This window comes from Streptomyces sp. NPDC053079, from assembly GCF_044546695.1.
In the GTDB taxonomy this organism is placed as follows: Bacteria; Actinomycetota; Actinomycetes; order Streptomycetales; family Streptomycetaceae; genus Streptomyces.
The window spans coordinates 344636-366282 of record NZ_JBITZJ010000005.1 but is presented as its reverse complement, the minus strand read 5'-3'; the positions used below and the strand labels follow the sequence as shown (position 1 = coordinate 366282).

The following is a 21647-nucleotide window of genomic DNA, read 5'->3' as shown; positions in this document are numbered from 1 at the left end:
CTATTTGCGTCTCTGCGAGTGGCTAAGCGAGCCCTCGAACGCCCGATAGATCTGCCCCATGCAGGGCGGCGTTTGTGAGCGTTGCCCCATGCAGGTCGGCGTTTGTGAGCGTTGCCCCGTACAGGTCAGCGTTTGTGAGCGTTGCCCCGTACAGGTAGGCATTAATGAGTGTCGCCCTGCGCAGGTGGGCATTGGTGAGTGTTGCCCCGTACAGGTTGGCGTGGGAGAGAGTCGCTCCGTCCAGGTTGGCGTTGGCGAGAGTCGCTCCAGCCAGGTTGGCGCCAGTGAGTGTCGCCCTGTGCAGGTTGGCGTTGGTGAGAGTCGCCGCGTCCAAGTCGGCGTTGGTGAGTGTTGCCAAGTACAGGTTGGTGTTGGTGAGTGTCGCCCCGCGCAGGTGGGCGTCAGCGAGTGTCGCCCCGCGCAGGTCGGCGTTGGTGAGTTTCGCCCCGTCCAGGTTGGCCCTAGTGAGGTCAGCATGAACGAGTTGCGCACCAGCGAGATGGAGTCCGTGGAGATCGAGGGTTTCCCGGTCATCAACGTGGGTGCGTGATTCCTCGCGGGTGAGGGCGGTTAGGGCTGCCTGCACGTCAGCCGCCGGTTCCTCAGGAAGACTTCTTGGGTCCGGCAGCAGAGGTTCGTTGCCGACGGCAGGGGATGAGGGGGTGGGTACGGCTTTGGGGACGCGGTCCCGGATGAAGTGGCCCAGGACGCGGGCAGCATCGGTGGCAACTTGCTCGGGCGCGTCTTGGACGATCTGTTCCAGGGCGAGGATGCCGCCGATACGCACGTATTGCTGTTCTGAGTCGAGCCGTTCCAGCGCTTTGGTGAAGCGTTCGGTGATCTGACCGCGTCGGGTAAGACGATAGGTGCGGGCAGTGTAGAGCAGGGCGATACCGGCGCCGAGAGCCGCGATGCAGGCCACCGCGGCAGTGCGCAGGCCCGTGACCAAGCCAGCTGATCCGTCCGCCAGTCCTTTGCGGTCAAGGTACCTCGCATCGATCACGTAAGGCCCCCGCCAGACTAGCCACGGCAAGCCGACGAGGAGGGCAAACCCACCCACCGCGATAAGCGCCCCCATGACCCACCGGCGGGCCCTCGCCTTCCGCCACGCCCTGAGTCGCCGCTGGTCAAGCAAGGGCAGGGCATTCCGCAGCTCCCGGCGGCGTGCCCATACGACGATTATTCGACCAAACATTCGACCAAGCAGCTGCCGAGTGTTCATGCCTGGTACATGCCCGCACCAAGGCGCCCGGTTGCGCACCCGCTACTGTCTCGCAGGATCTCCCCCGGTCGCCCACATACATCTGCGGACTTGACGGTCCCGCCAACAGATCGGTCCAAACCTTCTTCACTTACTCAAGGGCGCGCCTGCGGCGCGCCGGGCGGCCCGGGCGCCCCGGCGGGCTGCGGCCTGACGGCCGGTCCCGCCGGACGCCACCGCCCGCACGGCCAGGGCGCCCCGATACAGGCGCGAAGGCCGCCACCACTCCCGGCGCGATGGCTCCATCCTGGCGTGAGCCCGTTCGCCGGCCGCACCTCGTCTGTGGCGGATGCGTTGCGGCTTGGCTCGCTTCGCGCGTCGGCACCGCGGTCACCTGCGGCCCGGTGGACAGCACCATCGCCGCGGAGTCTCGGGTGGTGCCGGCCGTGACGATCAAAAAGCCGAGGCGGGTGGCTGGGGCCGGGAAGTGGTTGAGGAAGCACACGCGCGCCGGATCGTTTGGCCGCTCCGCCGTCGTGGCTGACTTTCTATGGCTTAGGACCACAGGCCCAACAGGGATCACTTCCCCAGGAAGCGGGCCGGCGGTCCAGCGCTCTCTTCGCCTCACCAGTGGGTGAATCCCGCTTGCGGCCGCATCGCCCTCCCAAGATGCAACTGAATGGCCGCAGTGGGACTCTGAGGGTGCAGAACTGCATGGAATGCCATCGCTGGCTGCGATGCCTACCGCACAGCGGTTGCGAGATCTGCGGGGTTAAAGATGAAGCTTAAGTGTGTCTTTGCGGCCTCGACTCTGCTGACCCCTATTCTGTTTGTGGGCATGACAGGGAGTGCCTCGGCAGCTGATGTGCACACTGTCGTACTCAAGGGAACTATGGTGGTGAGAGACACGGACGAGTTTAGCCACACCGAGAAGACTTTCGACTTCGAGAAAAAAGTCACCCTTAGGCACGGCGATAAGCCCGTGATCTTGAGGATCTCAAAGTGCGCAGGTGGCGAGGTCAGAGGCGTCTTGGACGTCCTAGTGCAGCTCGATCGCTTTGATGTAATTCACGCAGGGCCAAACCTGAAACTGTACGAGGGAGACTCCTGCACAAGCAAGGATCTCGACGGTGAAAGGTCATACTTGAATAGTCGAATACCTCTGGGGGAAACGCGGAATTGGGAAACCTGGGTGGTGAATGGCGAATACCTGTCGCCCGATCTCGTTCGGGCAAAGTGGACCGTCACTCACGACGGACCGCCGAAGCCCCCTTCGAACGTCAAGGTCACGACACCCTCCACCCGCCTGATCTGTGCCGTTCTAGGGGTGCCCTGTAAGCAAAAAAGCGTCTTCCTGACTTGGAATGACAACGCCAACAATGAAACTGCTTACGAAGTCCGAAACGTCACTCTTGATCGAACCATGCTCGCACCACAGAACAGCACAAAGTTCACCTGGCCCGGTCTCGACCGACAGGTCAACTACTGCTTCCAAGTCCGGGCGGTCAACAGTCTCGGAGCGTCAGCCTGGTCGCCTACCTTCTCCCTCGCCGCCGCAGTGGTTCTCGGTGCCCGCAGGGCATGCGCCTGACAGGTCGGTTTTCGAGACACGGCCTATTTCCCAGCCCGTGCCAAGGCTGACGAGTCTGCTCGCCCGGGCTTAAAGGAGGAGCAGCTTCACTCGGCGCAAGCGAGGTTACGTCGCTTCGCACGTCGGCGCCGCTGTCTCCTACGGCCCGGCAGGTAGGATCATCGCCGCACAGTCTCGGGTGGCGCCGACCGCGACGATCAAAAGCCAAGGAAGAGTGGCCGGGGCCGGAGCTTGGCAGCTGAGCAAGTCACGCTGTGGTCGTTCGGCGGGCCCCGCCGTCGGGGCTGACTTTCTGCGCCCCGGTTTGACCGATGCCGCCCCCATCCGACCAGCCGTGCCAGGGCGGTGTTAGGAGTCATCAGCGATGGCGGCGAAGCTGCCGGGCGAAGCGCTTCACGGTGATCTCGCGAACGACGCTGGGGCCGAGGTAGTGGGTCAGGACCAACGTCACTCCCGCTGCAAAAGTGGGCCACGGCCCCACAAGCGCATCCCCCACCAGTACGCCACCCACCAGCAGCAGTAGCCCTATCGCCGCAGCAAGCGCCTGTTGCTCGTCACGCTGCACCTTGCACCTCCCTTGATCGTGAGAGACGCACGAGGCTAGCGACTATCACTGACAACTGCCGGGAAATTTGGTGTAGATGAGTACTCTCGCCCACCGGTACAGCTCTCACCTCAGTCGGCCTGGCGCAGCTCACCGGCGTAGCGCACCAGGGCCGCCACCGCCCGCACCACCTCCGCAGGCCACACCAGCCGCACCACCCCGGACCCGTCCGGCCCCGTCTGCGCTACCGAGGTCGCCCCCTCAGTCCGCACCCCGGCGTCAGCCAGTGCGGCGCTCAGCTCGTCAGCGGCTCCAAGGGCGTCACGCCAGCCGCCCACGTAGTCGACCCCGCGGACCCACAGGACTGCGTCCGGGTCGAACTGCGAGTCGCTGACGTCGAATTCGTCGTTGCCCGGCCCGCGCATGGCTACCCCTTTGATCTTTGGCTGGATACGGATCTTGTGCGGGGCGCATCGCATGAGGACATGACGAAGGCCCCGATACCATCGGCATCGGGGTCTCCGTGATCCCTGCCGGACCACCCCCGAGCCCGCCAAGGAACGGGGTGGTCCGGTTCTGTCGTTCAATGTGCGGTCCGGCTCCTCAGCGAGAGTGAGGAGGAGCCGAGAAACCGGACCGCGGGCAGCGGGCGGTCGCAGGCCGCTGCCGTCCCCCGACGGTGTGAGCAAGCCGCCCATCTCCGGCGCAGGACGGGCGCCGCTCGTGGGCGCGCGTCGGGGGAAGTCGGAGCGTGACCCCACCATCGGACAGTGGGCCACGCAGTAGATCAGCGGTGATCGCGCCGCCGGGGTGTCCGCCAGTCCCGCTGAACCCGAAGGTCCCTGTCGGTTTCCAGGCGCAGGGGCTGTCCGGTCTTGAACACCACAATGACGTCGCGCCCGGCTTGCCGAACTGCCTTCACCTCTCGCTCTTCGCCGCCGTCGACCACCACGTCGCCGCGTCGGAGCATGTACGCCAGTACGCGCATCACAGGTACCTTCCGCCCGGAGCCGACACAATGGCCCATACGGACTTCCCGAGGCGCCGGCGGGGGTGTACTCCCCAGCGATCCGAGAGTTCAGCAACGATGGCCAGTCCACGGCCACCCTCCACGTCCTGGTCACGCAGCTGCGGCACCCTCTCGTCTGCGTCGTCGACGGCCATACGGACACCGCCCCACCCGCGACAGAAGACGGTCTCAATACACCGCTCATCCGAGAGGCGGGCGTGAACAACCGCGTTGGTCATCAGCTCCGAAAGCACGACGACCGCGTCGTCTTCGGCGGCGGACAGCCCCCAGGCGCTCAGGGCGTCGCGCAACTCGGCTCGCGCCAGGGCCACCGATCGGGGCTCATGTATCCAACGATGCACACGTCGTACGTCGACCTGACATCTGGCCAGCGCAGCACTGAGATCGCTCACGGTCTCGACCGTCCTTCGAGAGCACGGGTAAGTGACGTGAGTGAAGGTACGGCCGCAAACCAGGGAGGACCCGGAAAAAAATTCCGGGTCCTCACAAGTTCCGGTCGGAGGCGCCTACTTGATCGCGTCGAGGCAGAGCGCGAGCTCGTGGACGTCCTCCTGGCGCGTTTGCTTGGCGAGGCGTCGGGCCAGATCGCGCGCCAGCTCATGCGCCCGCATCTGTTCCGGTGCTGTCCTGAACGCACGCTTGAGGCTGTCGACCGCGTCGTCCGTCCGGTTCGCCATGCCGAAGGCGCGAGCCATGTCCAGACGTAGGCGGGCCTGGCGCTCGACCGGCAGGCCCACAGCCAGGCGATCAGCCTTTGCCTGTGAGGCTATGCCCAGCGCATCGTCCACATTTTCGAACTCCAGTGCCGTCGCCAGGCGATGAATCTGGACATTCGCCGGGCCGAACGAGGTCCACATCTCGTTGCCTTCGCCACCGAGGCGATCGGCAGCTTCCTTCGCCTTGCCCAGCATTTCGCCCGTTGTCTGGGCATCCTCCATGCGGGCGGCCGCCATAGCCCCGTTAAGGAACAGCGTGCCGTAGACGGACAAGGCAGTAGACGATGACCTCCACCATCCTGGAGCCACGTCCAGAGCCGCGTCGAGAGTGACGTTCACGGCCTCCTGTGGCAGGCCGGCGCCGAGCTGGACGTGTGCCACGCCGCGCCGCAGGGCCAGGATCACTGCTGGGTCACCGAGGTCGCTCGCAGCCACGTCACCTTGGTCGACGGCCGTCCACGCCAGGTTGGTCTCCCCCAGCTTCCGGAGATAGACAGCCGCCACGTGGAGGGCCAAGGCGAACTGCCTCAGCGCCTTCCTCCGGAGTTCGCTGGGACCTCTGTGGACTGCCAGACGTACATCGGCGAGCAGGCCCGGCAGAACCTCGCCCAGCCGCGCATACTGCGAAGCCTGGTAGAGGCGCCAGGCTTGGTCGACCTCCACCTCCACCCGTTCCAGGCGAGGCACCTCCCGGCGGTCGAACAGATCTCCAGAGAGGCGGCGCGACTGCATCAGCGCGGCCCGGATTGCCGGCACACTGCCCTTGTGGTCGCCGTAGTCGTCGAGCAAGGCGGGCGAACCTTGGAGATCTTCGACGTGGATGCGCAATGCATCGGCCAGGTCCGTCAGCATCTTGATGCGTTCCACCGGGATCCGGTCCGATTCCACGCGGTAGACCCAGTCTTCCGACCTGCCCACCAGCTCGCCGAGCTCCCGCTGGGTCAGCTCTCGCCGATCTCTGTAGAACTTGAGGCGCTGCCCGAACGTGAGGTGGTTGGTCATGCCGCGCATCGTTGCCCCTCCCCTGGCTACGTTGGGTCGAGTGTCACACGCGCTGCGGCAGCGCGACAGGCAACGGGTCAACTGCGGACACGGTTGATCGTCTCCGTAGGCTCAGCACCATGACCGAGAACGAGCACGAGCAGCGCATGGCCCGCCCTCGGATGGCATCCGGTGCCCTGTTCTTCAACGATCAAGGGCACGTACTGCTGGTACAGCCCTCGTACAAACCCAAGTGGGAGATCCCCGGCGGGTACGTCGAGATCGGCGAATCGCCCTTGTCCGCATGCAAGCGCGAGGTCCAGGAGGAGCTGGGCATCTCCCCCGCGATCGGCTCGCTCCTGGTCGTGGACTGGGCACCCAGCGAGACCGAAGGCGACAAGGTGCTGTACGTCTTCGACGGCGGGGAGCTACAGCCCGAGGACATAGACGCGATCAAGATCGCGGCCGGGGAGCTGCTGGCCGCCGAATTTCACCCCGCCGAGGCAATCGAAGATCTACTGATTCCGAGGCTCGCCCGCAGGGTCAAGCGGGCGATCGCCGCTCGAGGGGGTCCCCACCCTGAGTACCTAGAGCACGGGCAGCCGCCGCCCCAGGCATGAACCAGCTGGCAGCGCGGCCACCGCACAGCCAGCAGCCCATGCCGCCACGGCGAAGCACCCCCCTTCGCCCGGAAGGCGCCTGCCCGCCATGGACAGGCGCCTTCCGGTGCCAGTGGGCTACGTCGCACCCACTCGATTTCGCTACGGATATCGGAACGGCTCGGTTGACCCGGTAGTGGAGTACGACCGGCCTTAGGGGCCGCCCCCCGGACTTCCGCCCGGGGTATCAGTTCAGCCAGGATGCGAGCCCTTTCGGCCTCATTGAGCCCCGTGAGGACATCCGTCACCCGCTTCAGAGCATCACTCACCGGCAAGCCCTTTCCGCAGGTCAGACCCTACTTTTTGACGGTCAACGGCAGCAGCTTCTTGCCCGTCGGTCCGATTTGTATAGCCGTGTCCATTTGCGGGCAGACGCCACAGTCGAAGCACGGCGTCCAGCGGCAGTCCTCGACCTCGGTCTCGTCGAGCGCGTCCTGCCAGTCCTCCCAGAGCCAGTCCTTGTCCAGACCGGAGTCCAGGTGGTCCCAGGGCAGGACCTCCTCGTACGTACGCTCGCGCGTGGTGTACCAGGCGACGTCGACGCCCTGCTCGGGCAGCGTCTGCTCGGCGCACTTCATCCAGCGGTCGTAGCTGAAGTGCTCGCGCCAGCCGTCGAAGCGGCCGCCGTCCTCGTAGACCGCGCGGATGACGGAGCCCACGCGGCGGTCGCCGCGCGAGAGCAGGCCCTCGATGATGCCGGGCTTGCCGTCGTGGTAGCGGAAGCCGATGGAGCGGCCGTACTTCTTGTCGCCGCGGATCTTGTCGCGCAGCTTCTGCAGGCGGGCGTCGGTCTCCTCGGCGGAGAGCTGCGGCGCCCACTGGAAGGGGGTGTGCGGCTTGGGCACGAAGCCGCCGATGGAGACCGTGCAGCGGATGTCGTTGGACTTCGACACCTCACGGCCCTTGGCGATCACGTTGACCGCCATGTCGCCGATCTGCAGCACGTCCTCGTCGGTCTCGGTCGGCAGACCGCACATGAAGTAGAGCTTCACCTGGCGCCAGCCGTTGCCGTAGGCCGTGGCGACGGTCCGGATGAGGTCCTCTTCGGAGACCATCTTGTTGATGACCTTGCGCATGCGCTCGGAGCCGCCCTCGGGGGCGAACGTCAGACCGGAACGACGGCCGTTGCGGGTCAGCTCGTTCGCGAGGTCGACGTTGAACGCGTCCACACGGGTCGACGGCAGGGAGAGGCCGATCTTGTCCTCTTCGTAGCGGTCGGCCAGGCCCTTGGCGATGTCACCGATCTCGGTGTGGTCGGCGGAGGACAGCGACAGCAGGCCGACCTCCTCGAAGCCGGTCGCCTTGAGGCCCTTGTCCACCATCTCGCCGATGCCGGTGATGCTTCGCTCCCGCACGGGGCGCGTGATCATGCCGGCCTGGCAGAAGCGGCAGCCGCGCGTGCAGCCGCGGAAGATCTCCACCGACATCCGCTCGTGCACGGTCTCCGCGAGCGGCACCAGCGGCTGCTTGGGGTAGGGCCACTCGTCGAGGTCCATGACGGTGTGCTTGGACACCCGCCACGGCACGCCGGAGCGGTTGGGGACGACACGGGCGATGCGGCCGTCGGCCAGGTACTCCACGTCGTAGAAGCGCGGGACGTACACGCCGCCGGTCTTCGCCAGGCGCAGCAGCAGCTCGTCGCGGCCGCCGGGGCGGCCCTCGGCCTTCCAGGCCCGGATGATGTCGGTGATCTCCAGGACGGCCTGCTCGCCGTCGCCGATGACCGCGCAGTCGATGAAGTCCGCGATGGGCTCGGGGTTGAACGCCGCGTGGCCGCCCGCGAGGACGATCGGGTCGTCGAGGCCGCGGTCCTTGGACTCCATCGGGATGCCCGCGAGGTCCAGGGCCGTGAGCATGTTGGTGTAGCCGAGCTCGGTGGAGAAGCTCAGGCCGAACACGTCGAACGCGCCGACGGGCCGGTGGCTGTCCACGGTGAACTGCGGCACCTTGTGCTCACGCATCAGCTCCTCGAGGTCCGGCCACACGCTGTACGTGCGCTCGGCGAGGACGCCCTCGCGCTCGTTGAGGACCTCGTAGAGGATCATGACGCCCTGGTTGGGCAGTCCCACCTCGTAGGCGTCCGGGTACATGAGCGCCCAGCGGACGTCGCACTCCTCCCAGGGCTTGACGGTGGAGTTCAGCTCTCCGCCGACGTACTGGATGGGCTTCTGCACGTGCGGGAGGAGAGCTTCGAGGTGCGGGAAGACCGACTCGACAGGCATTCGCAGTGGTGTCTCTCATGAGCGGGCAGGGGTGACCCTCAAGGGTAACGTGCCCGCCGGCCGTACAAGGGGCGCCCGGAATTACTGGGCCTCCAGCCCCTCCCGCCACCGCTTGTCGGACACCGCCGCCCACACCTCCGGCAGCTCCCGCTCGGCCTGTTCCGCCCGCTGTTCCTCCCGCCCGTAGAGCAGCCCGAACGTGAAGGCGGACTCCCCCGCCCCGTCGGCCTGGGCGGCGATCGTGCGCAGGGCGCCGCGTGCCATGAGGCTGTCCTGGTGGTCGCCCAGCAGGGACTGGACGGTCTTCAGCTGCTTGGCGAAGCGTTTCGCGGGCTTGCCCAGGCCGGCCGTCGCGGCCTCCGCCGCGTAGCGGGTGCGCTTGGCGGCCTTGCGGGCGTCGTGCAGGGCGGTGTCGCGCTCGGGTCCCGGGGCCGCGGTGGCCAGGGCGTGCTCGACGCGGGCGGCCAGGCGTGCGTAGTCGCGCAGCACGGCCTTGGCCAGCGCGGGTGCCGGGGGCTTCGCGGCGGCGGTGCGCAGCGGCGGGTCGGCGAGGAGGGCGTCGAGGCTGTCGAGGAGCGCCAGATAGCGCTTGCCGTCGAGGACGCTGGTCAGGCGCTTGCGGGACTCGATGCGGTTGCGGCTGGACCAGATGCGCAGCCGGGCGCGCACGGGTCCGCGGACGAGTGTGCGGGGCAGTTCGTCGAGGTGTTCGCGCAGCCGTTCGGTGACGACCTCGCGGTCGCGGTCGATGCCCAGTTCGGCGGCGAGCCATTTCAGTTCCGCGGCGAGGGGGTCGGTGACGCGCCGGTCGAGGACGCCCGCGTAGGTGCGGAAGGCGCTGCGCAGGCGGCGGGTGGCGACGCGCATCTGGTGGACGGCGTCCTCGGTGCCGAGGCGGGCGCCGGGGTCGAGGGTGAGGACGGCTTCGGCCTGTTCGCGCAGGTACGCCAGGACGTGGTCGCCGGCGGTGGGCTTGGGGGGCAGGCTGGTGGCGGGCGGTTCGGTCAGGGGCGCGATGCCCGTCTCGGCCAGGGCCCGGGCCAGCTTGCTGGGCGCGTCCGAGGGGCGCAGGCCGGCCTTGCGCAGGTGCGGTTCGAGGGCGTCGAAGAGGTCCTCGTCGCCGCCCCGGGCGAGTTCGATCTCCACTTCCGTCCACCGGGCGGTGGCGCCGCCGTCGGTGAGGGCGGTGGCCGTGACCGTGTCGGTGCCGGCCTCGGCGAGCAGGGTGCCGCCGGCGTCGTGGAGGTGGTGCACCTGTCGGCGGGAGACGATCCGCACCAGCGGCCGGAGCGGGGCGTCGCGCGTGCGCGAGCGGACGAGTGCGGTCAGGGCGCGCGGCACGGCGGCCGCGAGGGGGGCGCGGATCTCGTCCCGTACCCCCGGGGCGACCGGCAGTTTCAGGTGCCAGCCGGCGTCGGTGCCGCCCGTGCGGCGGCGCAGGGTGATGCCGGCCGCGGCCAGGCGGCGGTCGGCGGTGTCGTAGTAGACGGCGTCCAGCTCGGCCGTCCCCCGGTCGTGGGCGGCCGCCACGGGTGCGGCCCCGCTCAGGTCGGGGAGGTGGGCCGGGCCCGTACCGTCGCCGGCTTCGTACTTCCGCTCGATCTCTCTCACGGTGTCCGCCATGACGCCGAATCTAGTCCTCGAACGGGCGTGGCGGCAGACCGCCTCCGGCGGCTAGGCCGACATCTGGCGCTGTGCCTTGATCGACTGGAGGAGTCCCACCGCCATCCAGGCCGCGAACATCGACGAGCCTCCGTAGGAGACGAAGGGCAGCGGGAGCCCGGTGACGGGCATGATGCCCAGGGTCATGCCGATGTTCTCGAAGCTCTGGAAGGCGAACCAGGCGATGATGCCGGCGGCCACGATCGTCCCGTACAGCTCGGTGGTCTCGCGGGCGATGCGGCAGGCCCGCCACAGCACGACGCCGAGCAGGAAGATGATCGCTCCGGCGCCGACGAAGCCGAGTTCCTCCCCGGCGACGGTGAAGATGAAGTCGGTCTGCTGCTCGGGGACGAACTGGCCGGTGGTCTGGGAGCCGTGGAAGAGGCCGGAGCCCGTGAGGCCGCCGGAGCCGATGGCGATGCGGGCCTGGTTGGTGTTGTAGCCGACGCCGGCCGGGTCGAGGGCGGGGTTGGCGAAGGCGGCGAAGCGGTTGAGTTGGTATTCGTCGAGGACGCCGAGCTGCCAGACGAGGAGGCAGCCGACGACGCCCGTGCCGATGAGCCCGGCGATCCAGCGGTTGGACGCGCCGGAGGCCAGCAGCACGGCCAGCACGATCACGACGAGCACCATGACGGAGCCGAGGTCGGGCATCAGCAGGATGACGGTGATCGGCAGCGCGGCGAGGGCGAGGGCCTCCATGACGGTGCGGTGGTCGGGCTGGCGCCGGTCGCCGGAATCGACCTTGCCGGCCAGCAGCATCGCCATCCCCAGCGTGATGGTGATCTTCGTGAACTCGGAGGGCTGGATGGAGAAGCCGCCGCCGAGCTGGATCCAGGAGCGGGCGCCGTTGATGGTCGCGCCCAGCGGGGTGAGCACGGCGAGGGTGAACAGCACCGAGATGCCGTACAGGATGGGGACGGCGCCGCGCAGCGCCCGGTGGCCGACCCAGACCGCGCCGAGGGCGAGGGCCAGGCCGATGCCGGTGTTGAGGAGGTTGCGCAGCAGGAAGTAGTAGGGGTCGCCCTGGTTGAGCTCGGTGCGGTTGCGGGTGGCGGAGTAGACGAGCAGGGTGCCGATGGCGGACAGGGCCAGGGCCGCGAGCAGCATGACCCAGTCCAGGCGGCGCAGCACGGAGTCGCGGGCGGTGAGCCGGGACCAGGTGCCGCGCTCGGGGGTGAATCGGCGGACGCGGTAACCGCCGGCGGTACTCACCGGTCCTCGTCCTCCTTCCGGGACGGGGACTGCTCCGGCGAGGCCGGTCCTCCCGAGGGCGGGGCCGAGGAGCCGTCCGAGGCGGACGCCGAGGGGCTGGGCGTGGGCGAGGCGATGGGCTGTGCCTCGATGGTGCCGTCCTTCTCGATCTTCGGCAGCCCGGCCTGCGGGTGCGGCAGCAGCGCCTTGCTCTCGTCGATCTTGCCCTTCTCGTCGACGCCGTACAGGCCGTTGTAGATCTTGCGGACGGCCGGGCCGGAGGCGCCGGAGCCGGTGCCGCCCTGGGAGATCGTCATGACGATGGTGTAGTCGGCGGTGTAGGTGGCGAACCAGGAGGTGGTCTGCTTGCCGTAGACCTCGGCGGTGCCGGTCTTGGCGTGCATGGGGATCTCTTTCTGGGGCCAGCCCTGGAACCGCCAGGCGGCGGTGCCGTTGGTGGCGACGCCGGCGAGGGCGGCGTCGATCTGGTCGCGGGTCCGGCCCTGGAAGGGCAGCCGGCCGTGGGAGGCCGGCTTGATCTCCCGTACGCGCTTGCCGTCGCTGGAGACGATGGCCTTGCCGACGGTGGGGTTGTACAGGGTGCCGCCGTTGCTGATGGCGGCGTAGATGGTGGCCATCTGGATGGGGGTGACGAGGGTGTCGCCCTGGCCGATGGAGTAGTTGACGGAGTCACCGGCGCGCATGCGCATGCCGGACTCGCAGTTCTCCTTGGCGATCTTCCCGGCGTAGCTGTCGTCCTTGTCGCTCTGCTTGCACCAGGTGTCCTTGTTGGCCTCCCAGTACTTCTTCTTCCACTCGCGGTCGGGGACGCGGCCGCGGACCTCGTTGGGGAGGTCGATGCCGGTCTCCTTGGCGAGGCCGAACTGGTGGGCGGTCTTGTAGAACCAGTCGGCGGGGTTCTTGGGCTTGTTGCCGCCGTCCTTCTGCCACTGGCGGTAGGCCAGGTCGTAGAAGACGGTGTCGCAGGAGACCTCCAGCGCCCGGCCGAGGTTGATGGAGCCGTGGGACTGGGACTCGAAGTTCTTGAAGACCTGGCCGCCGATGCTGTACGAGCTCGAGCAGTTGTAGCCGTCGTCGAAGCCGTATCCGGCGTTGACGGCCGCCGTGGTGGAGATGACCTTGAAGATGGAGCCGGGGGCGGCCTGGCCCTGGATGGCGCGGTTGAGCAGCGGGTAGTTGGAGTCCTTGCCGGTGAGTTCCTTGTAGTCCTTGCCGGAGATGCCGCCGACCCAGGCGTTGGGGTCGTAGGTGGGGTTGGAGGCCATGGCGACGACCCGGCCGGTCTTGGACTCCATCACCACGACGGCGCCGGCGTCGGCCTTGTAGGGGACGCCGGTGTTGCGGTCGATCTCCTTGCGGGCGTCCTTCATCGCCTGGTCCAGTTCGCGTTCCGCTATGGCCTGCACGCGGGCGTCGATGCTGGTGACGACGTTGGCGCCGGGCTCGGCCTTGTCGCTCTTGGCCTTGCCGATGACGCGGCCGAGGTTGTCGACCTCGTAGCGGGTCACGCCGGCCTTGCCGCGCAGCTCGGTGTCGTACTGGCGCTCTATCCCCGAGCGGCCGATCTGGTCGGAGCGCAGCAGCGGGGAGCGGCCGTTCTTGGCCTTGGTGATCTCCTCGTCGCTGACGGGCGAGAGGTAGCCGAGGACCTGTGCGGTGTTGGAGCCGCCCGGGCCGGCGTAGCGGCGCACGGCGGTGGGCTCGGCCGTGATGCCCGGGAAGTCCTCCTGGCGCTCACGGATCTGCAGGGCCTGCTGGGTGGTGGCCTCGTCCGTGATGGGGATGGGCTGGTAGGGCGAGCCGGCCCAGCACGGCTTGGGGGTCTTGGCGTCGCACAGCCGCACCTTGGCGGCGACGTCCTCGGGCTTGAGGTTCAGCACGCCGGCGAGGCGGGCGAGGACGGCCTTGCCCCTGTCCTTCATCTTCATCAGGTCGGTGCGGCTGGCGGAGACCACCAGCCGGGTCTCGTTGTCCGCGAGCGGCACCCCGCGGGCGTCGAGGATCGAGCCGCGGGTGGCGGGGGCGACGACCTGCTGGATGTGGTTGTCGGCGGCCTCGGCGGTGTACTGGTCGCCGTTGCGGATCTGCAGGTACCACAGGCGGCCGCCGAGGGTGAGCAGCAGCGAGAAGACGAGGATCTGGATGACGACCAGCCGGATCGTGATGCGCGAGGTCCGCCCGGTCTCAGGACGACTGGTCAAAGCCGCTTGACCCCCTTGAGCTTCGGCTTGCGCGGCTTGGCGAGCAGGCTGGTGCGCTGGCTGCCGATGCGGCTGGTGCGGCCGCCGAGGCGGCCCTTGCGGCTGATGCGGCCGAGGCGGAAGCTGCCACCGGTGTTGCGCCGGTAGGCGGGCTCGCCGGCGCCGGCGACCGCGGTGCCGTCGCCGGTGAGCGGATCGCCGAGGGTGCGCCGGGCCACGGCCATGATCAGGGGCACGGTGAAGGGGGCGAGCAGCAGGTCGTAGAGGGCGGCGGTCGCCACGAGGCCGGTGAGGCCGACGTGGCGGGCGGCGGTGTCGCCGACGAGGGAGCCGACGCCCGCGTAGAGCAGGGTGGAGGCGATGGCGGCGCCGACGACGGCGAGCATGGGCGCGGTGGCCGAGCGCAGCTGGCCGCTCTCGGGTCTGGCCAGGCCGATGAGGTAGCCGATCAGGCACAGCACCAGGGCGTAGCGCCCGGTGGCGTGGTCGGCGGGGGGCGCGAGGTCGGCGAGCAGGCCGGCCCCGAAGCCGATGAGGGCGCCCGCGGTGTGTCCGTAGACGAGGGCGAGGCCGACGACGACGAGGAGCAGCAGGTCGGGGACGGCGCCGGGCAGGTGGAGGCGGGCGAAGACGCTCACCTGGACGACGAGTGCCACCACCACGAGCGCGGTCGAGAGCAGGATCCGGTTCAGGCGCATCGGTCAGTCCTGGGGCTTGGCGCTCGGGGAGGGGGTGACGGTGACGGTCACGGTGGGGGCCGGCTTGGGAGCCTCGGGTTTGGGCGGCAGGACGGTGTCGCGGGGGTCCTCGCGGGGCGGCTGGACGACCACGCCGACGAGGTCGAGCTTGCTGAAGCCGACGAAGGGGCGCACCTGCAGGGTGCGGGTGAGGCCGCCGCCGGAGGGCTCGACGCGGGTGACCTCGCCGACGGGGACGCCGGGCACGAAGGGCTTGTCGCGGCTGGAGCCGAAGGTGGTCAGGCGGTCGCCCTCGCGGACGGCGGCCTTGCCGTTGAGGAGCTCCACGCGCAGGGAGCGGTCGCCCTGGCCGTTGGCGAAGCCGATCTCGCCGGTCTTCTCCATGCGGGTGCCCACCGTGAACTTGGGGTCGCTGGCGAGCAGGACGGTGGAGGTGGTGGGGCCCACGGTGGTGACGCGGCCGACGAGGCCGTCGCCGTTGAGGACGGTCATGTCGCGCTTGACGCCGTCGTTGCCGCCGATGTCGATGGTGACGGTCCAGGAGAAGCCCTGCGCGGCTCCTATGGCGATGACCTGGGCGCCCTTGATGCCGTACTGGCCGCGGCCGGCGGTCTTGAGCATCGCGTCGAGCTCGCGAAGGCGGCCGCGGTTGCGGTCGTCGCTGCCGAGCCGCTGCTTGAGGGTGGTGTTCTCGCGCTCCAGCTCGCTGATGCGGTCGCTGCGGTCGCCGGAGTCGCGGACGGCGGCGATGGCGTCGCCGACCGGGTCGACGGCGGCGGCCACGCCCTGTTCCACCGGGCCGAAGGCCGAGGCGGCGGCGTGCCGCGCGCCGTCGAGCGGGGACTGCTCACCGCCGCGGATGTCGACCGTGATCAGCGCGAAGGCGATCGCGATCAGCAGCACCAGCAGCAGCCGGCTCTCTCGTGTGTCCCTCACGTGCGGCGGCGGGCCCTTCTCGTCGGACCGCCGGGCTGCGGGTCCGGACGGTCATCGGGGAGCGTTCTGCCTGTATATCAGTTGGGGCAGGCGCCGTCGGCGCGCCATGGAGCGAGCGCCTCCGGTCCGGCACGGGACGCCCCTTTCGTCACCGACGGGGCTGGGCGTCCAGGACCTGCTGGAGGGCTTCGAACTCCTCGACGCACTTGCCGGAGCCGAGGGCGACGGAGTCCAGCGGGTCCTCGGCGATGTGGATCGGCATGCCGGTCTCGCGGCGCAGCCGCTCGTCGAGGCCGCGCAGGAGGGCGCCGCCGCCGGTGAGAACGATGCCGCGGTCCATGACGTCACCCGAGAGCTCCGGCGGGCACTTGTCGAGGGTGGTCTTGACCGCGTCGACGATGGAGTTGACGGGCTCCTCGATGGCCTTGCGGACCTCGGCGGCGGAGATGACCACGGTCTTGGGCAGGCCGCTGACCAGGTCCCGGCCGCGGATCTCGGTGTGCTCGTCCTGCTCCAGGTCGTAGGCCGAACCGATGGTGATCTTGATCTGTTCGGCGGTGCGCTCACCGAGGAGGAGGCTGTACTCCTTCTTGATGTGCTGGATGATCGCGTTGTCCAGCTCGTCGCCGGCGACCCGGATGGACTGCGCGGTGACGATGCCGCCCAGGGAGATCACGGCGACCTCGGTGGTGCCGCCGCCGATGTCCACGACCATGTTGCCGGTGGCCTCGTGGACGGGCAGCCCCGAGCCGATGGCGGCGGCCATGGGCTCCTCGATGATGTGCACCTGCCGGGCACCGGCCTGGGTGGAGGCCTCGATGACGGCGCGGCGCTCGACGCCGGTGATGCCGGAGGGCACGCAGACCACGACGCGCGGGCGGGCCATCCAGCGGCGCTTGTGGATTTTGAGGATGAAGTAACGGAGCATCCGCTCCGTGATCTCGAAGTCGGCGATCACGCCGTCCTTGAGCGGACGGACCGCGACGATGTTGCCGGGGGTTCGGCCGATCATCTTCTTGGCCTCGGCGCCGACCGCGAGGATCCCACCGGTGTTGGTATTGATCGCGACGACTGACGGCTCGTTGAGGACGATCCCGCGGCCTCTGACGTAAACCAGCGTGTTGGCGGTCCCGAGGTCGACAGCCATGTCACGGCCGATGAACGACATGTTGTTCCCCATGAGGATACGTCTGGCCTTCCCAGTTTGAGCGATTGCTTACTTGAGGACGGCAGGTGTGGTGCGCTGCGGGGCGCCGAGGCTTCATCGTAGTCTCGCCCACTCGAACGCGGTGCGAGGGTTCCTCCGCCATTGTGGGTGGAACACGAGCTGGCCCCAGTAATGGTGACGTCGTGTCGGAGTGAGAGGTTCCCTCGTTCGGCGCGGCATATGCCTGAGGGCGACCGAAAAGAAATCGGTCGCCCCTGATCAGAATGGACGTTCGGCTGATCCGGTATCAGGCGAGGCCGGGAAAGAAAATCTTGATTTCCCGCTCCGCGGACTCCGGGGAGTCCGAGGCGTGGATGAGGTTCTCGCGCGTGATGGTCCCGAAGTCGCCGCGGATCGAGCCGGGAGCGGCCGCGATGGGGTCGGTCGGGCCGGCCAGCGCGCGGACGCCCTCGATGACGCGCTCGCCCTCGACGACCAGGGCCACGACCGGGCCGGAGGACATGAAGCCCATCAGCGGCTCGTAGAAGTCTCGGCCGACGTGCTCGGCGTAGTGCTGCTCGAGGGTGGCACGGTCCAGGGTGCGGAGCTCCAGCGCCGCGATCGTCCAGCCGGCCTTCCGCTCGATGCGGCCGACGATCTCGCCGACCAGGCCGCGGCGGACGGCGTCCGGCTTGAGAAGGACGAGGGTGCGCTGGCTCATACTGCGGGCTCCTTGCGGCAATCGAGTGTGTGGCCCAGAGGGTACAGGGGCGCGGCAGCCGAGCGGCACCCGGACCGTGATCGCCGGCAAGGCCACGGCGGACCGCCTCCGGCGGCTCACCTCCGCCTGCGCGGAGCAGCGGCCCGGGTGCTGAACCCAGTTCAGCACCCGGCACTGACAACCGGGCCCTATGCGGCGTCCGCCGCAGCGGCGGCGAAGCGGGCCTTGGCCTCGTCCACCTTGCGGCCGAAGTGGACCGAGGCCCACCACAGGCCGGCGAAGACCACGCCGAGGATGAACATCATCGGGACGACCAGGCCGCTGGCGATCAGGCCGATCTGCAGCAGCCAGCCCAGCTGGACGCCGCCGGGCCGGGTGAGCATCCCGCACAGCAGGACGCTGAGCACCATGGCGGTACCGCTGACGGCCCAGACCGTGCCCGTGGACAGGTCGGAGGTCTGCATGGCGACCAGGCCGGCGAAGCCGATGACGAAGAATTCACCGATCAGGGTGCTCGCGCACAGCGTCCTCATGTCAGCCCCTTCCCAGCAGCAGCCGGGCCTCGCCGACCGTGATCACCGAGCCGGTCACCAGCACACCGGCGCCCGCGTACTCGCCCTCTTCCTCCGCGAGGGTGATCGCGGCCTCGAGGGCGTCGTCCAGCCGCGGCTCGACCTGGACGCGCTCGGAACCGAAGACCTCGACGGCCAGCGCCGCCAGCTCGTCCACGTCCATGGCGCGCGGGGTGGAGTTCCGGGTGACGACGATCTCCGCGAAGATCGGCTCGAAGGCCTCCAGCAGGCCGCGCACGTCCTTGTCGGCGCTGGTGCCGACGACGCCGACGAGACGGCTGAAACCGAACGCCTCGGTGACGCCCTCGGCCGCGGCCCGGGCGCCGGCCGGGTTGTGGGCGGCGTCGAGCACCACGGTGGGGCTGCGGCGCACGACCTCCAGCCGGCCCGGGGAGGTGACGGAGGCGAAGGCGCGGCGGACGGTGTCGATGTCCAGGATGCGGGCGTGCTGCGAGCCGATGCCGAAGAACGCCTCGACCGCGGCCAGGGCGACGGCGGCGTTGTGCGCCTGGTGGGCCCCGTACAGCGGGAGGAAGACCTCTTCGTACTCGCCGCCCAGGCCGCGCAGGGTCAGCAGCTGGCCGCCGACCGCGACCTCGCGGGCGGTGACGCCGAACTCCATGCCCTCGCGGGCGACGGTCGCGTCCACCTCGACGGAGTGCTTGAGGAGCACCTGCGCCGCGTCCACCGGCTGCTGCGCCAGCACGACGGTGGCGTCGGGCTTGATGATCCCGGCCTTCTCCGCGGCGATGGCGCCCGAGGTGGAGCCGAGCCGGTCGGTGTGGTCGAGCGCGATCGGGGTGACCACGGCGACCGTGCCGTCGACGACGTTGGTGGCGTCCCAGGTGCCGCCCATGCCGACCTCGACGACGGCCACGTCCACGGGGGCGTCGGCGAAGGCCGCGAAGGCCATGCCGGTGAGCACCTCGAAGAAGGAGAGGCGGAAGTCCTCGCGCTCGTCGACCATCCGGACGTACGGCTCGATGTCGCGGTAGGTCTCGATGAAGCGCTCGGCGGCGATCGGGGCGCCGTCCAGGCTGATCCGCTCGGTCACGGACTGCACGTGCGGGCTGGTGTAGCGGCCGGTGCGCAGGTCGAAGGCGGCCAGCAGGGCCTCGATCATGCGGGCGGTGCTGGTCTTGCCGTTGGTGCCGGTGATGTGGATCGCGGGGTAGGCGCGCTGCGGCTGGCCGAGGATGTCCATCAGGGCTTCCATGCGCACCAGCGACGGGTCCAGCTTGGTCTCGCCCCAGCGGCCCGCCAGCTCGCTCTCCACCTCGCGCAGCGCCCGGTCCACCTCCGGGTCCTCCGGCCGGGCCGGGACGCCGTCGCCCTGCGGGGGCCCGGACTGGGCGCGCAGGGTGCGGCTGCCGGCCTCGATCACGGCGAGGTCGGGGTCGCGGTCGGTCTCGGCTTCGACGATCTCGGCGAACCGGTCGGTTGCACCGTTTTCACCATTTTCGCCGGGTTCGGTTTCGCCGTTTTCGTCGTTCAGGGGGCGCTCGCTCACGGGGCCCAGTCTACGGACCGGGGCGCCCGGGAGAGCGGGGGCACCTCCCACGACATCGGGAGCGCGTACATCCGCTTTGGCATACGGTTTTTCCGGAAGATCCCTTGAGTGAGTTTCGGCGGTGCGCGCGAAGGAGAGCCATGGGGTCCGAGGACCGGGACCGGCTCCAGGCGGTCCTGGAGGCGCTGCCGGCCGGTGCGCTGCTGCAGAGCCCGGCCGACGAGGTGCTGGCCGTCAACCGACGGTTCGTCCGCATGTTCGACCTGGAGGGGCGGGCCGACCTCTCCCCCGGCGCCCCCATGCGGCCCGTCGCCCCGCTCGTACGGGCCTTCTTCGCCCCCGGCCACACCGGACCGGGCACCCCCGGCGAGATCCTGGCCGGCCGCCATGTGCACCGGGTGGCCGAGATCCCGCTCACCGACGGGCGGACGATCCGCCGCCAGGTCGAACCGCTGCGGCACGGCGACGCCTACCTCGGCTCCCTGTGGGTGTTCGCCGACATCACCGACGCCAAGCGGCGCGAGCGCGACCTGGAGCGCGACAACCGCACGCTCACCGAGCTCGCCGGACAGCGCAACGCCTTCACCGCCGCCGCCTCCCACGAGCTGCGCACCCCCCTCACCTCGATCTGCAGCTTCGGCGAGCTGCTGGCCGACCCGGCCTTCGGCAGCCTCGGCGCCGAGCAGTCCTCCTTCCTGGACGCCATCCGGCGCAACGCCGAACGGATGCAGCGGGTGATCTCCGACCTGCTGCTCACCACCCGGATGCGGGCCGCCGGACCCGAGCTGGAATTCGCCCCCGTGGACGTACCGCACATGCTCGAGGACTCCGTCATGGACCAGATGGGCGCGATCGAACGGGCGGAACTGTTCGCCGTCCTCGACTGCGCGCCCGGCCCCGCCCTGCGCGGCGACCGCCACCGCCTCCAGCACGTCCTGGGAAACCTGCTGGAGAACGCCGCCAAGTTCACCCCGCCCGGCGGCCGGATCACCGTCACCGCCGCCCCCCGCGGCGTCCACTGGGACATCGAGGTCGCCGACACCGGCATCGGCGTCCCCGAGCAGGCCCGCCACGAGATCTTCACCGGCTTCGTACGGGCCCCCAACGCCCGCTCCGGCGGCTACCCCGGCACCGGACTGGGCCTGGCCATCGCCCGTACCGTCGTCGAGCTGCACGGCGGCACGATCACCGTCGGCGGCCGCGAGGGCGAGGGCGCGGTCTTCCGCATCCGGCTGCCCCTGGAGGGGCCGCCGCCCGCACCCGGAGCGAGGGCCCGGCCATGACCCGCATCCTCCTCGTCGAGGACGACCCCGACCTCGCCCTCGCCCTGCGGGTCCTGCTCACCCGCGCCGGCCACGAGGCCGTCCACGCCGAGGACGGCCGCGAGGCCCTGCGCCTGCTGTTCGCCGAACGGCCCGGGCTGATGATCCTCGACATCGGCCTGCCCGGCCTCGACGGCTGGGAGGTGCTCGAACGCACCCGCGACATGAGCGACCTGCCCGTCCTGCTGCTCACCGCCCGCGGCGCCGAGTCCGACCGGGTGCGCGGCCTGCGCGCCGGCGCCGACGACTACCTGCCCAAGCCCTTCGGCAACGACGAGCTCCTCGCCCGCGTCGAGGCGCTGCTGCGCCGCAGCGAGCCCACCCGCTGGGCGGGCGACTCCTTCGGCGGGGACGGGCTGCGGCTGGTGCCCGAACGGCGCTCGGCCGTATGGCAGGGCCACGAGGCGCGGCTGAGCGACATCGAGTACCGGCTGCTGCAGGTGCTCGTCCGCAACCGGGGCCGGGTGATCACCACCGACCAGCTGCTGGACCGGGTGTGGGACGACCCGGAGGGCACCGGCCGTGAGCGGGTGAAGTTCGCGGTGCTGCGGCTGCGGCGCAAACTGCGCCAGGCCGCCGGCGACGAGGCCGCCGACCCCCTGGAGGCCGTACGCGGCCTGGGCTACCGCTACCGCCCCGACGACGGCGGCAATGGCGAGGACGAGGGGGCCGAAGGTCCCTGACCGGCCCGGGACCATGGTCCTCGATCATCCCTTCGCAAC

Annotated in this window: 20 protein-coding genes; 4 read left to right on the top strand and 16 right to left on the bottom strand. The window is 69.5% G+C overall.

Going from position 1 to position 21647, the window contains the following annotated elements; translation table 11 throughout:
• Nucleotides 1-22 precede the first annotated feature (22 nt).
• Nucleotides 23-1003: a pentapeptide repeat-containing protein gene (locus ACIGXW_RS20620; RefSeq protein WP_399574333.1), complete on the bottom strand. Its 981-nt coding sequence runs from the start codon at nucleotides 1001-1003 to the stop codon at nucleotides 23-25.
• A gap of 1096 nt (nucleotides 1004-2099) precedes the next feature.
• Here ACIGXW_RS20620 and ACIGXW_RS20615 point away from each other — a divergent pair.
• Nucleotides 2100-2792, top strand: a complete 693-nt coding sequence (locus tag ACIGXW_RS20615; RefSeq protein WP_399574332.1) for a fibronectin type III domain-containing protein — start codon at nucleotides 2100-2102, stop codon at nucleotides 2790-2792.
• A gap of 358 nt (nucleotides 2793-3150) precedes the next feature.
• Here the strand turns inward: ACIGXW_RS20615 and ACIGXW_RS20610 are convergent, their stop codons facing one another.
• The 5 genes from ACIGXW_RS20610 to ACIGXW_RS20590 all read right to left on the bottom strand — a co-directional run bounded on the left by ACIGXW_RS20610 (nucleotide 3151) and on the right by ACIGXW_RS20590 (nucleotide 6084).
• Entirely contained in the window at nucleotides 3151-3357 is a 207-nt protein-coding gene (locus ACIGXW_RS20610; protein WP_399574331.1) for a hypothetical protein, read from the bottom strand.
• 110 nt (nucleotides 3358-3467) lie between these two features.
• Nucleotides 3468-3761 carry a hypothetical protein gene (locus ACIGXW_RS20605; protein ID WP_399574330.1) on the bottom strand — a complete coding sequence of 98 codons (294 nt, stop codon included), beginning with the start codon at nucleotides 3759-3761 and terminating at the stop codon, nucleotides 3468-3470.
• Nucleotides 3762-4123: 362 nt separating this feature from the next.
• The gene (locus tag ACIGXW_RS20600) at nucleotides 4124-4324 is read right to left on the bottom strand and encodes a hypothetical protein (RefSeq protein WP_399574329.1); all 201 of its coding nucleotides are present in this window, start codon (nucleotides 4322-4324) and stop codon (nucleotides 4124-4126) included.
• On the bottom strand, nucleotides 4324-4758 hold the full coding sequence (locus tag ACIGXW_RS20595; RefSeq protein WP_399574328.1) for an ATP-binding protein: 435 nt from the start codon (nucleotides 4756-4758) through the stop codon (nucleotides 4324-4326). The genes ACIGXW_RS20600 and ACIGXW_RS20595 overlap by 1 nt, the downstream gene beginning before the upstream one ends.
• 114 nt (nucleotides 4759-4872) lie before the next feature.
• A complete protein-coding gene (locus ACIGXW_RS20590) occupies nucleotides 4873-6084 on the bottom strand; it encodes a helix-turn-helix domain-containing protein (protein WP_399574326.1) in 1212 nt (403 codons plus the stop codon).
• 119 nt (nucleotides 6085-6203) lie between these two features.
• Here ACIGXW_RS20590 and ACIGXW_RS20585 point away from each other — a divergent pair, with 119 nt between their 5' ends.
• A complete protein-coding gene (locus ACIGXW_RS20585) occupies nucleotides 6204-6683 on the top strand; it encodes an NUDIX domain-containing protein (RefSeq protein WP_399574325.1) in 480 nt (159 codons plus the stop codon).
• Nucleotides 6684-7018: 335 nt separating this feature from the next.
• On the opposite strand, the gene ACIGXW_RS20580 is transcribed toward ACIGXW_RS20585, so the two are convergent.
• The 10 genes from ACIGXW_RS20580 to ACIGXW_RS20535 form a co-directional block, all read right to left on the bottom strand.
• Nucleotides 7019-8944, bottom strand: a complete 1926-nt coding sequence (locus ACIGXW_RS20580) for a TIGR03960 family B12-binding radical SAM protein (RefSeq protein ID WP_399574324.1) — start codon at nucleotides 8942-8944, stop codon at nucleotides 7019-7021.
• An 81-nt stretch (nucleotides 8945-9025) separates the two neighbouring features.
• Entirely contained in the window at nucleotides 9026-10567 is a 1542-nt protein-coding gene (locus tag ACIGXW_RS20575) for a CHAD domain-containing protein (protein ID WP_399574323.1), read from the bottom strand.
• A gap of 51 nt (nucleotides 10568-10618) precedes the next feature.
• Nucleotides 10619-11818 carry a rod shape-determining protein RodA gene (rodA, locus tag ACIGXW_RS20570; RefSeq protein WP_399574321.1) on the bottom strand — a complete coding sequence of 400 codons (1200 nt, stop codon included), beginning with the start codon at nucleotides 11816-11818 and terminating at the stop codon, nucleotides 10619-10621.
• Nucleotides 11815-14019, bottom strand: a complete 2205-nt coding sequence (gene mrdA / locus ACIGXW_RS20565; protein ID WP_399574320.1) for a penicillin-binding protein 2 — start codon at nucleotides 14017-14019, stop codon at nucleotides 11815-11817. The genes rodA and mrdA overlap by 4 nt, the downstream gene beginning before the upstream one ends.
• Complete coding sequence (mreD, locus tag ACIGXW_RS20560; protein ID WP_399574319.1) at nucleotides 14016-14717, bottom strand: rod shape-determining protein MreD; 702 nt, start codon at nucleotides 14715-14717, stop codon at nucleotides 14016-14018. The genes mrdA and mreD overlap by 4 nt, the downstream gene beginning before the upstream one ends.
• 3 nt (nucleotides 14718-14720) lie before the next feature.
• The gene (gene mreC / locus ACIGXW_RS20555) at nucleotides 14721-15653 is read right to left on the bottom strand and encodes a rod shape-determining protein MreC (protein ID WP_399574318.1); all 933 of its coding nucleotides are present in this window, start codon (nucleotides 15651-15653) and stop codon (nucleotides 14721-14723) included.
• A gap of 148 nt (nucleotides 15654-15801) precedes the next feature.
• The gene (locus ACIGXW_RS20550; protein ID WP_004950903.1) at nucleotides 15802-16821 is read right to left on the bottom strand and encodes a rod shape-determining protein; all 1020 of its coding nucleotides are present in this window, start codon (nucleotides 16819-16821) and stop codon (nucleotides 15802-15804) included.
• Nucleotides 16822-17107: 286 nt separating this feature from the next.
• On the bottom strand, nucleotides 17108-17521 hold the full coding sequence (gene ndk / locus ACIGXW_RS20545) for a nucleoside-diphosphate kinase (protein WP_071963346.1): 414 nt from the start codon (nucleotides 17519-17521) through the stop codon (nucleotides 17108-17110).
• A 188-nt stretch (nucleotides 17522-17709) separates the two neighbouring features.
• On the bottom strand, nucleotides 17710-18054 hold the full coding sequence (locus ACIGXW_RS20540; protein ID WP_399574317.1) for a DUF4233 domain-containing protein: 345 nt from the start codon (nucleotides 18052-18054) through the stop codon (nucleotides 17710-17712).
• A gap of 1 nt (nucleotide 18055) precedes the next feature.
• Nucleotides 18056-19603, bottom strand: coding sequence for a bifunctional folylpolyglutamate synthase/dihydrofolate synthase (locus ACIGXW_RS20535; protein WP_399574316.1), 1548 nt, complete (start codon nucleotides 19601-19603; stop codon nucleotides 18056-18058).
• Between the two features lie 140 nt (nucleotides 19604-19743).
• On the opposite strand from ACIGXW_RS20535, the gene ACIGXW_RS20530 reads away from it, so the two are divergent.
• Both ACIGXW_RS20530 and ACIGXW_RS20525 read left to right on the top strand, forming a co-directional pair.
• The gene (locus tag ACIGXW_RS20530) at nucleotides 19744-20886 is read left to right on the top strand and encodes an ATP-binding protein (RefSeq protein WP_399574315.1); all 1143 of its coding nucleotides are present in this window, start codon (nucleotides 19744-19746) and stop codon (nucleotides 20884-20886) included.
• Nucleotides 20883-21608, top strand: a complete 726-nt coding sequence (locus ACIGXW_RS20525) for a response regulator transcription factor (protein ID WP_399574314.1) — start codon at nucleotides 20883-20885, stop codon at nucleotides 21606-21608. Before ACIGXW_RS20530 ends, ACIGXW_RS20525 begins: the two co-directional genes overlap by 4 nt.
• Nucleotides 21609-21647: the final 39 nt, after the last annotated feature.

Bases quoted from the DNA above. Each gene is read 5' to 3' on its own strand.
- ACIGXW_RS20605 (WP_399574330.1), bottom strand. From the start codon at position 3,761: ATGCGCGGGCCGGGCAACGACGAATTCGACGTCAGCGACTCGCAGTTC.
- ACIGXW_RS20600 (WP_399574329.1), bottom strand. From the start codon at position 4,324: ATGCGCGTACTGGCGTACATGCTCCGACGCGGCGACGTGGTGGTCGAC.
- ACIGXW_RS20590 (WP_399574326.1), bottom strand. From the start codon at position 6,084: ATGACCAACCACCTCACGTTCGGGCAGCGCCTCAAGTTCTACAGAGAT.
- ACIGXW_RS20585 (WP_399574325.1), top strand. From the start codon at position 6,204: ATGACCGAGAACGAGCACGAGCAGCGCATGGCCCGCCCTCGGATGGCA.
- ACIGXW_RS20580 (WP_399574324.1), bottom strand. From the start codon at position 8,944: ATGCCTGTCGAGTCGGTCTTCCCGCACCTCGAAGCTCTCCTCCCGCAC.
- ACIGXW_RS20575 (WP_399574323.1), bottom strand. From the start codon at position 10,567: ATGGCGGACACCGTGAGAGAGATCGAGCGGAAGTACGAAGCCGGCGAC.
- mreD (WP_399574319.1), bottom strand. From the start codon at position 14,717: ATGCGCCTGAACCGGATCCTGCTCTCGACCGCGCTCGTGGTGGTGGCA.
- ACIGXW_RS20550 (WP_004950903.1), bottom strand. From the start codon at position 16,821: ATGTCGTTCATCGGCCGTGACATGGCTGTCGACCTCGGGACCGCCAAC.
- ndk (WP_071963346.1), bottom strand. From the start codon at position 17,521: ATGAGCCAGCGCACCCTCGTCCTTCTCAAGCCGGACGCCGTCCGCCGC.
- ACIGXW_RS20540 (WP_399574317.1), bottom strand. From the start codon at position 18,054: ATGAGGACGCTGTGCGCGAGCACCCTGATCGGTGAATTCTTCGTCATC.
- ACIGXW_RS20530 (WP_399574315.1), top strand. From the start codon at position 19,744: ATGGGGTCCGAGGACCGGGACCGGCTCCAGGCGGTCCTGGAGGCGCTG.
- ACIGXW_RS20525 (WP_399574314.1), top strand. From the start codon at position 20,883: ATGACCCGCATCCTCCTCGTCGAGGACGACCCCGACCTCGCCCTCGCC.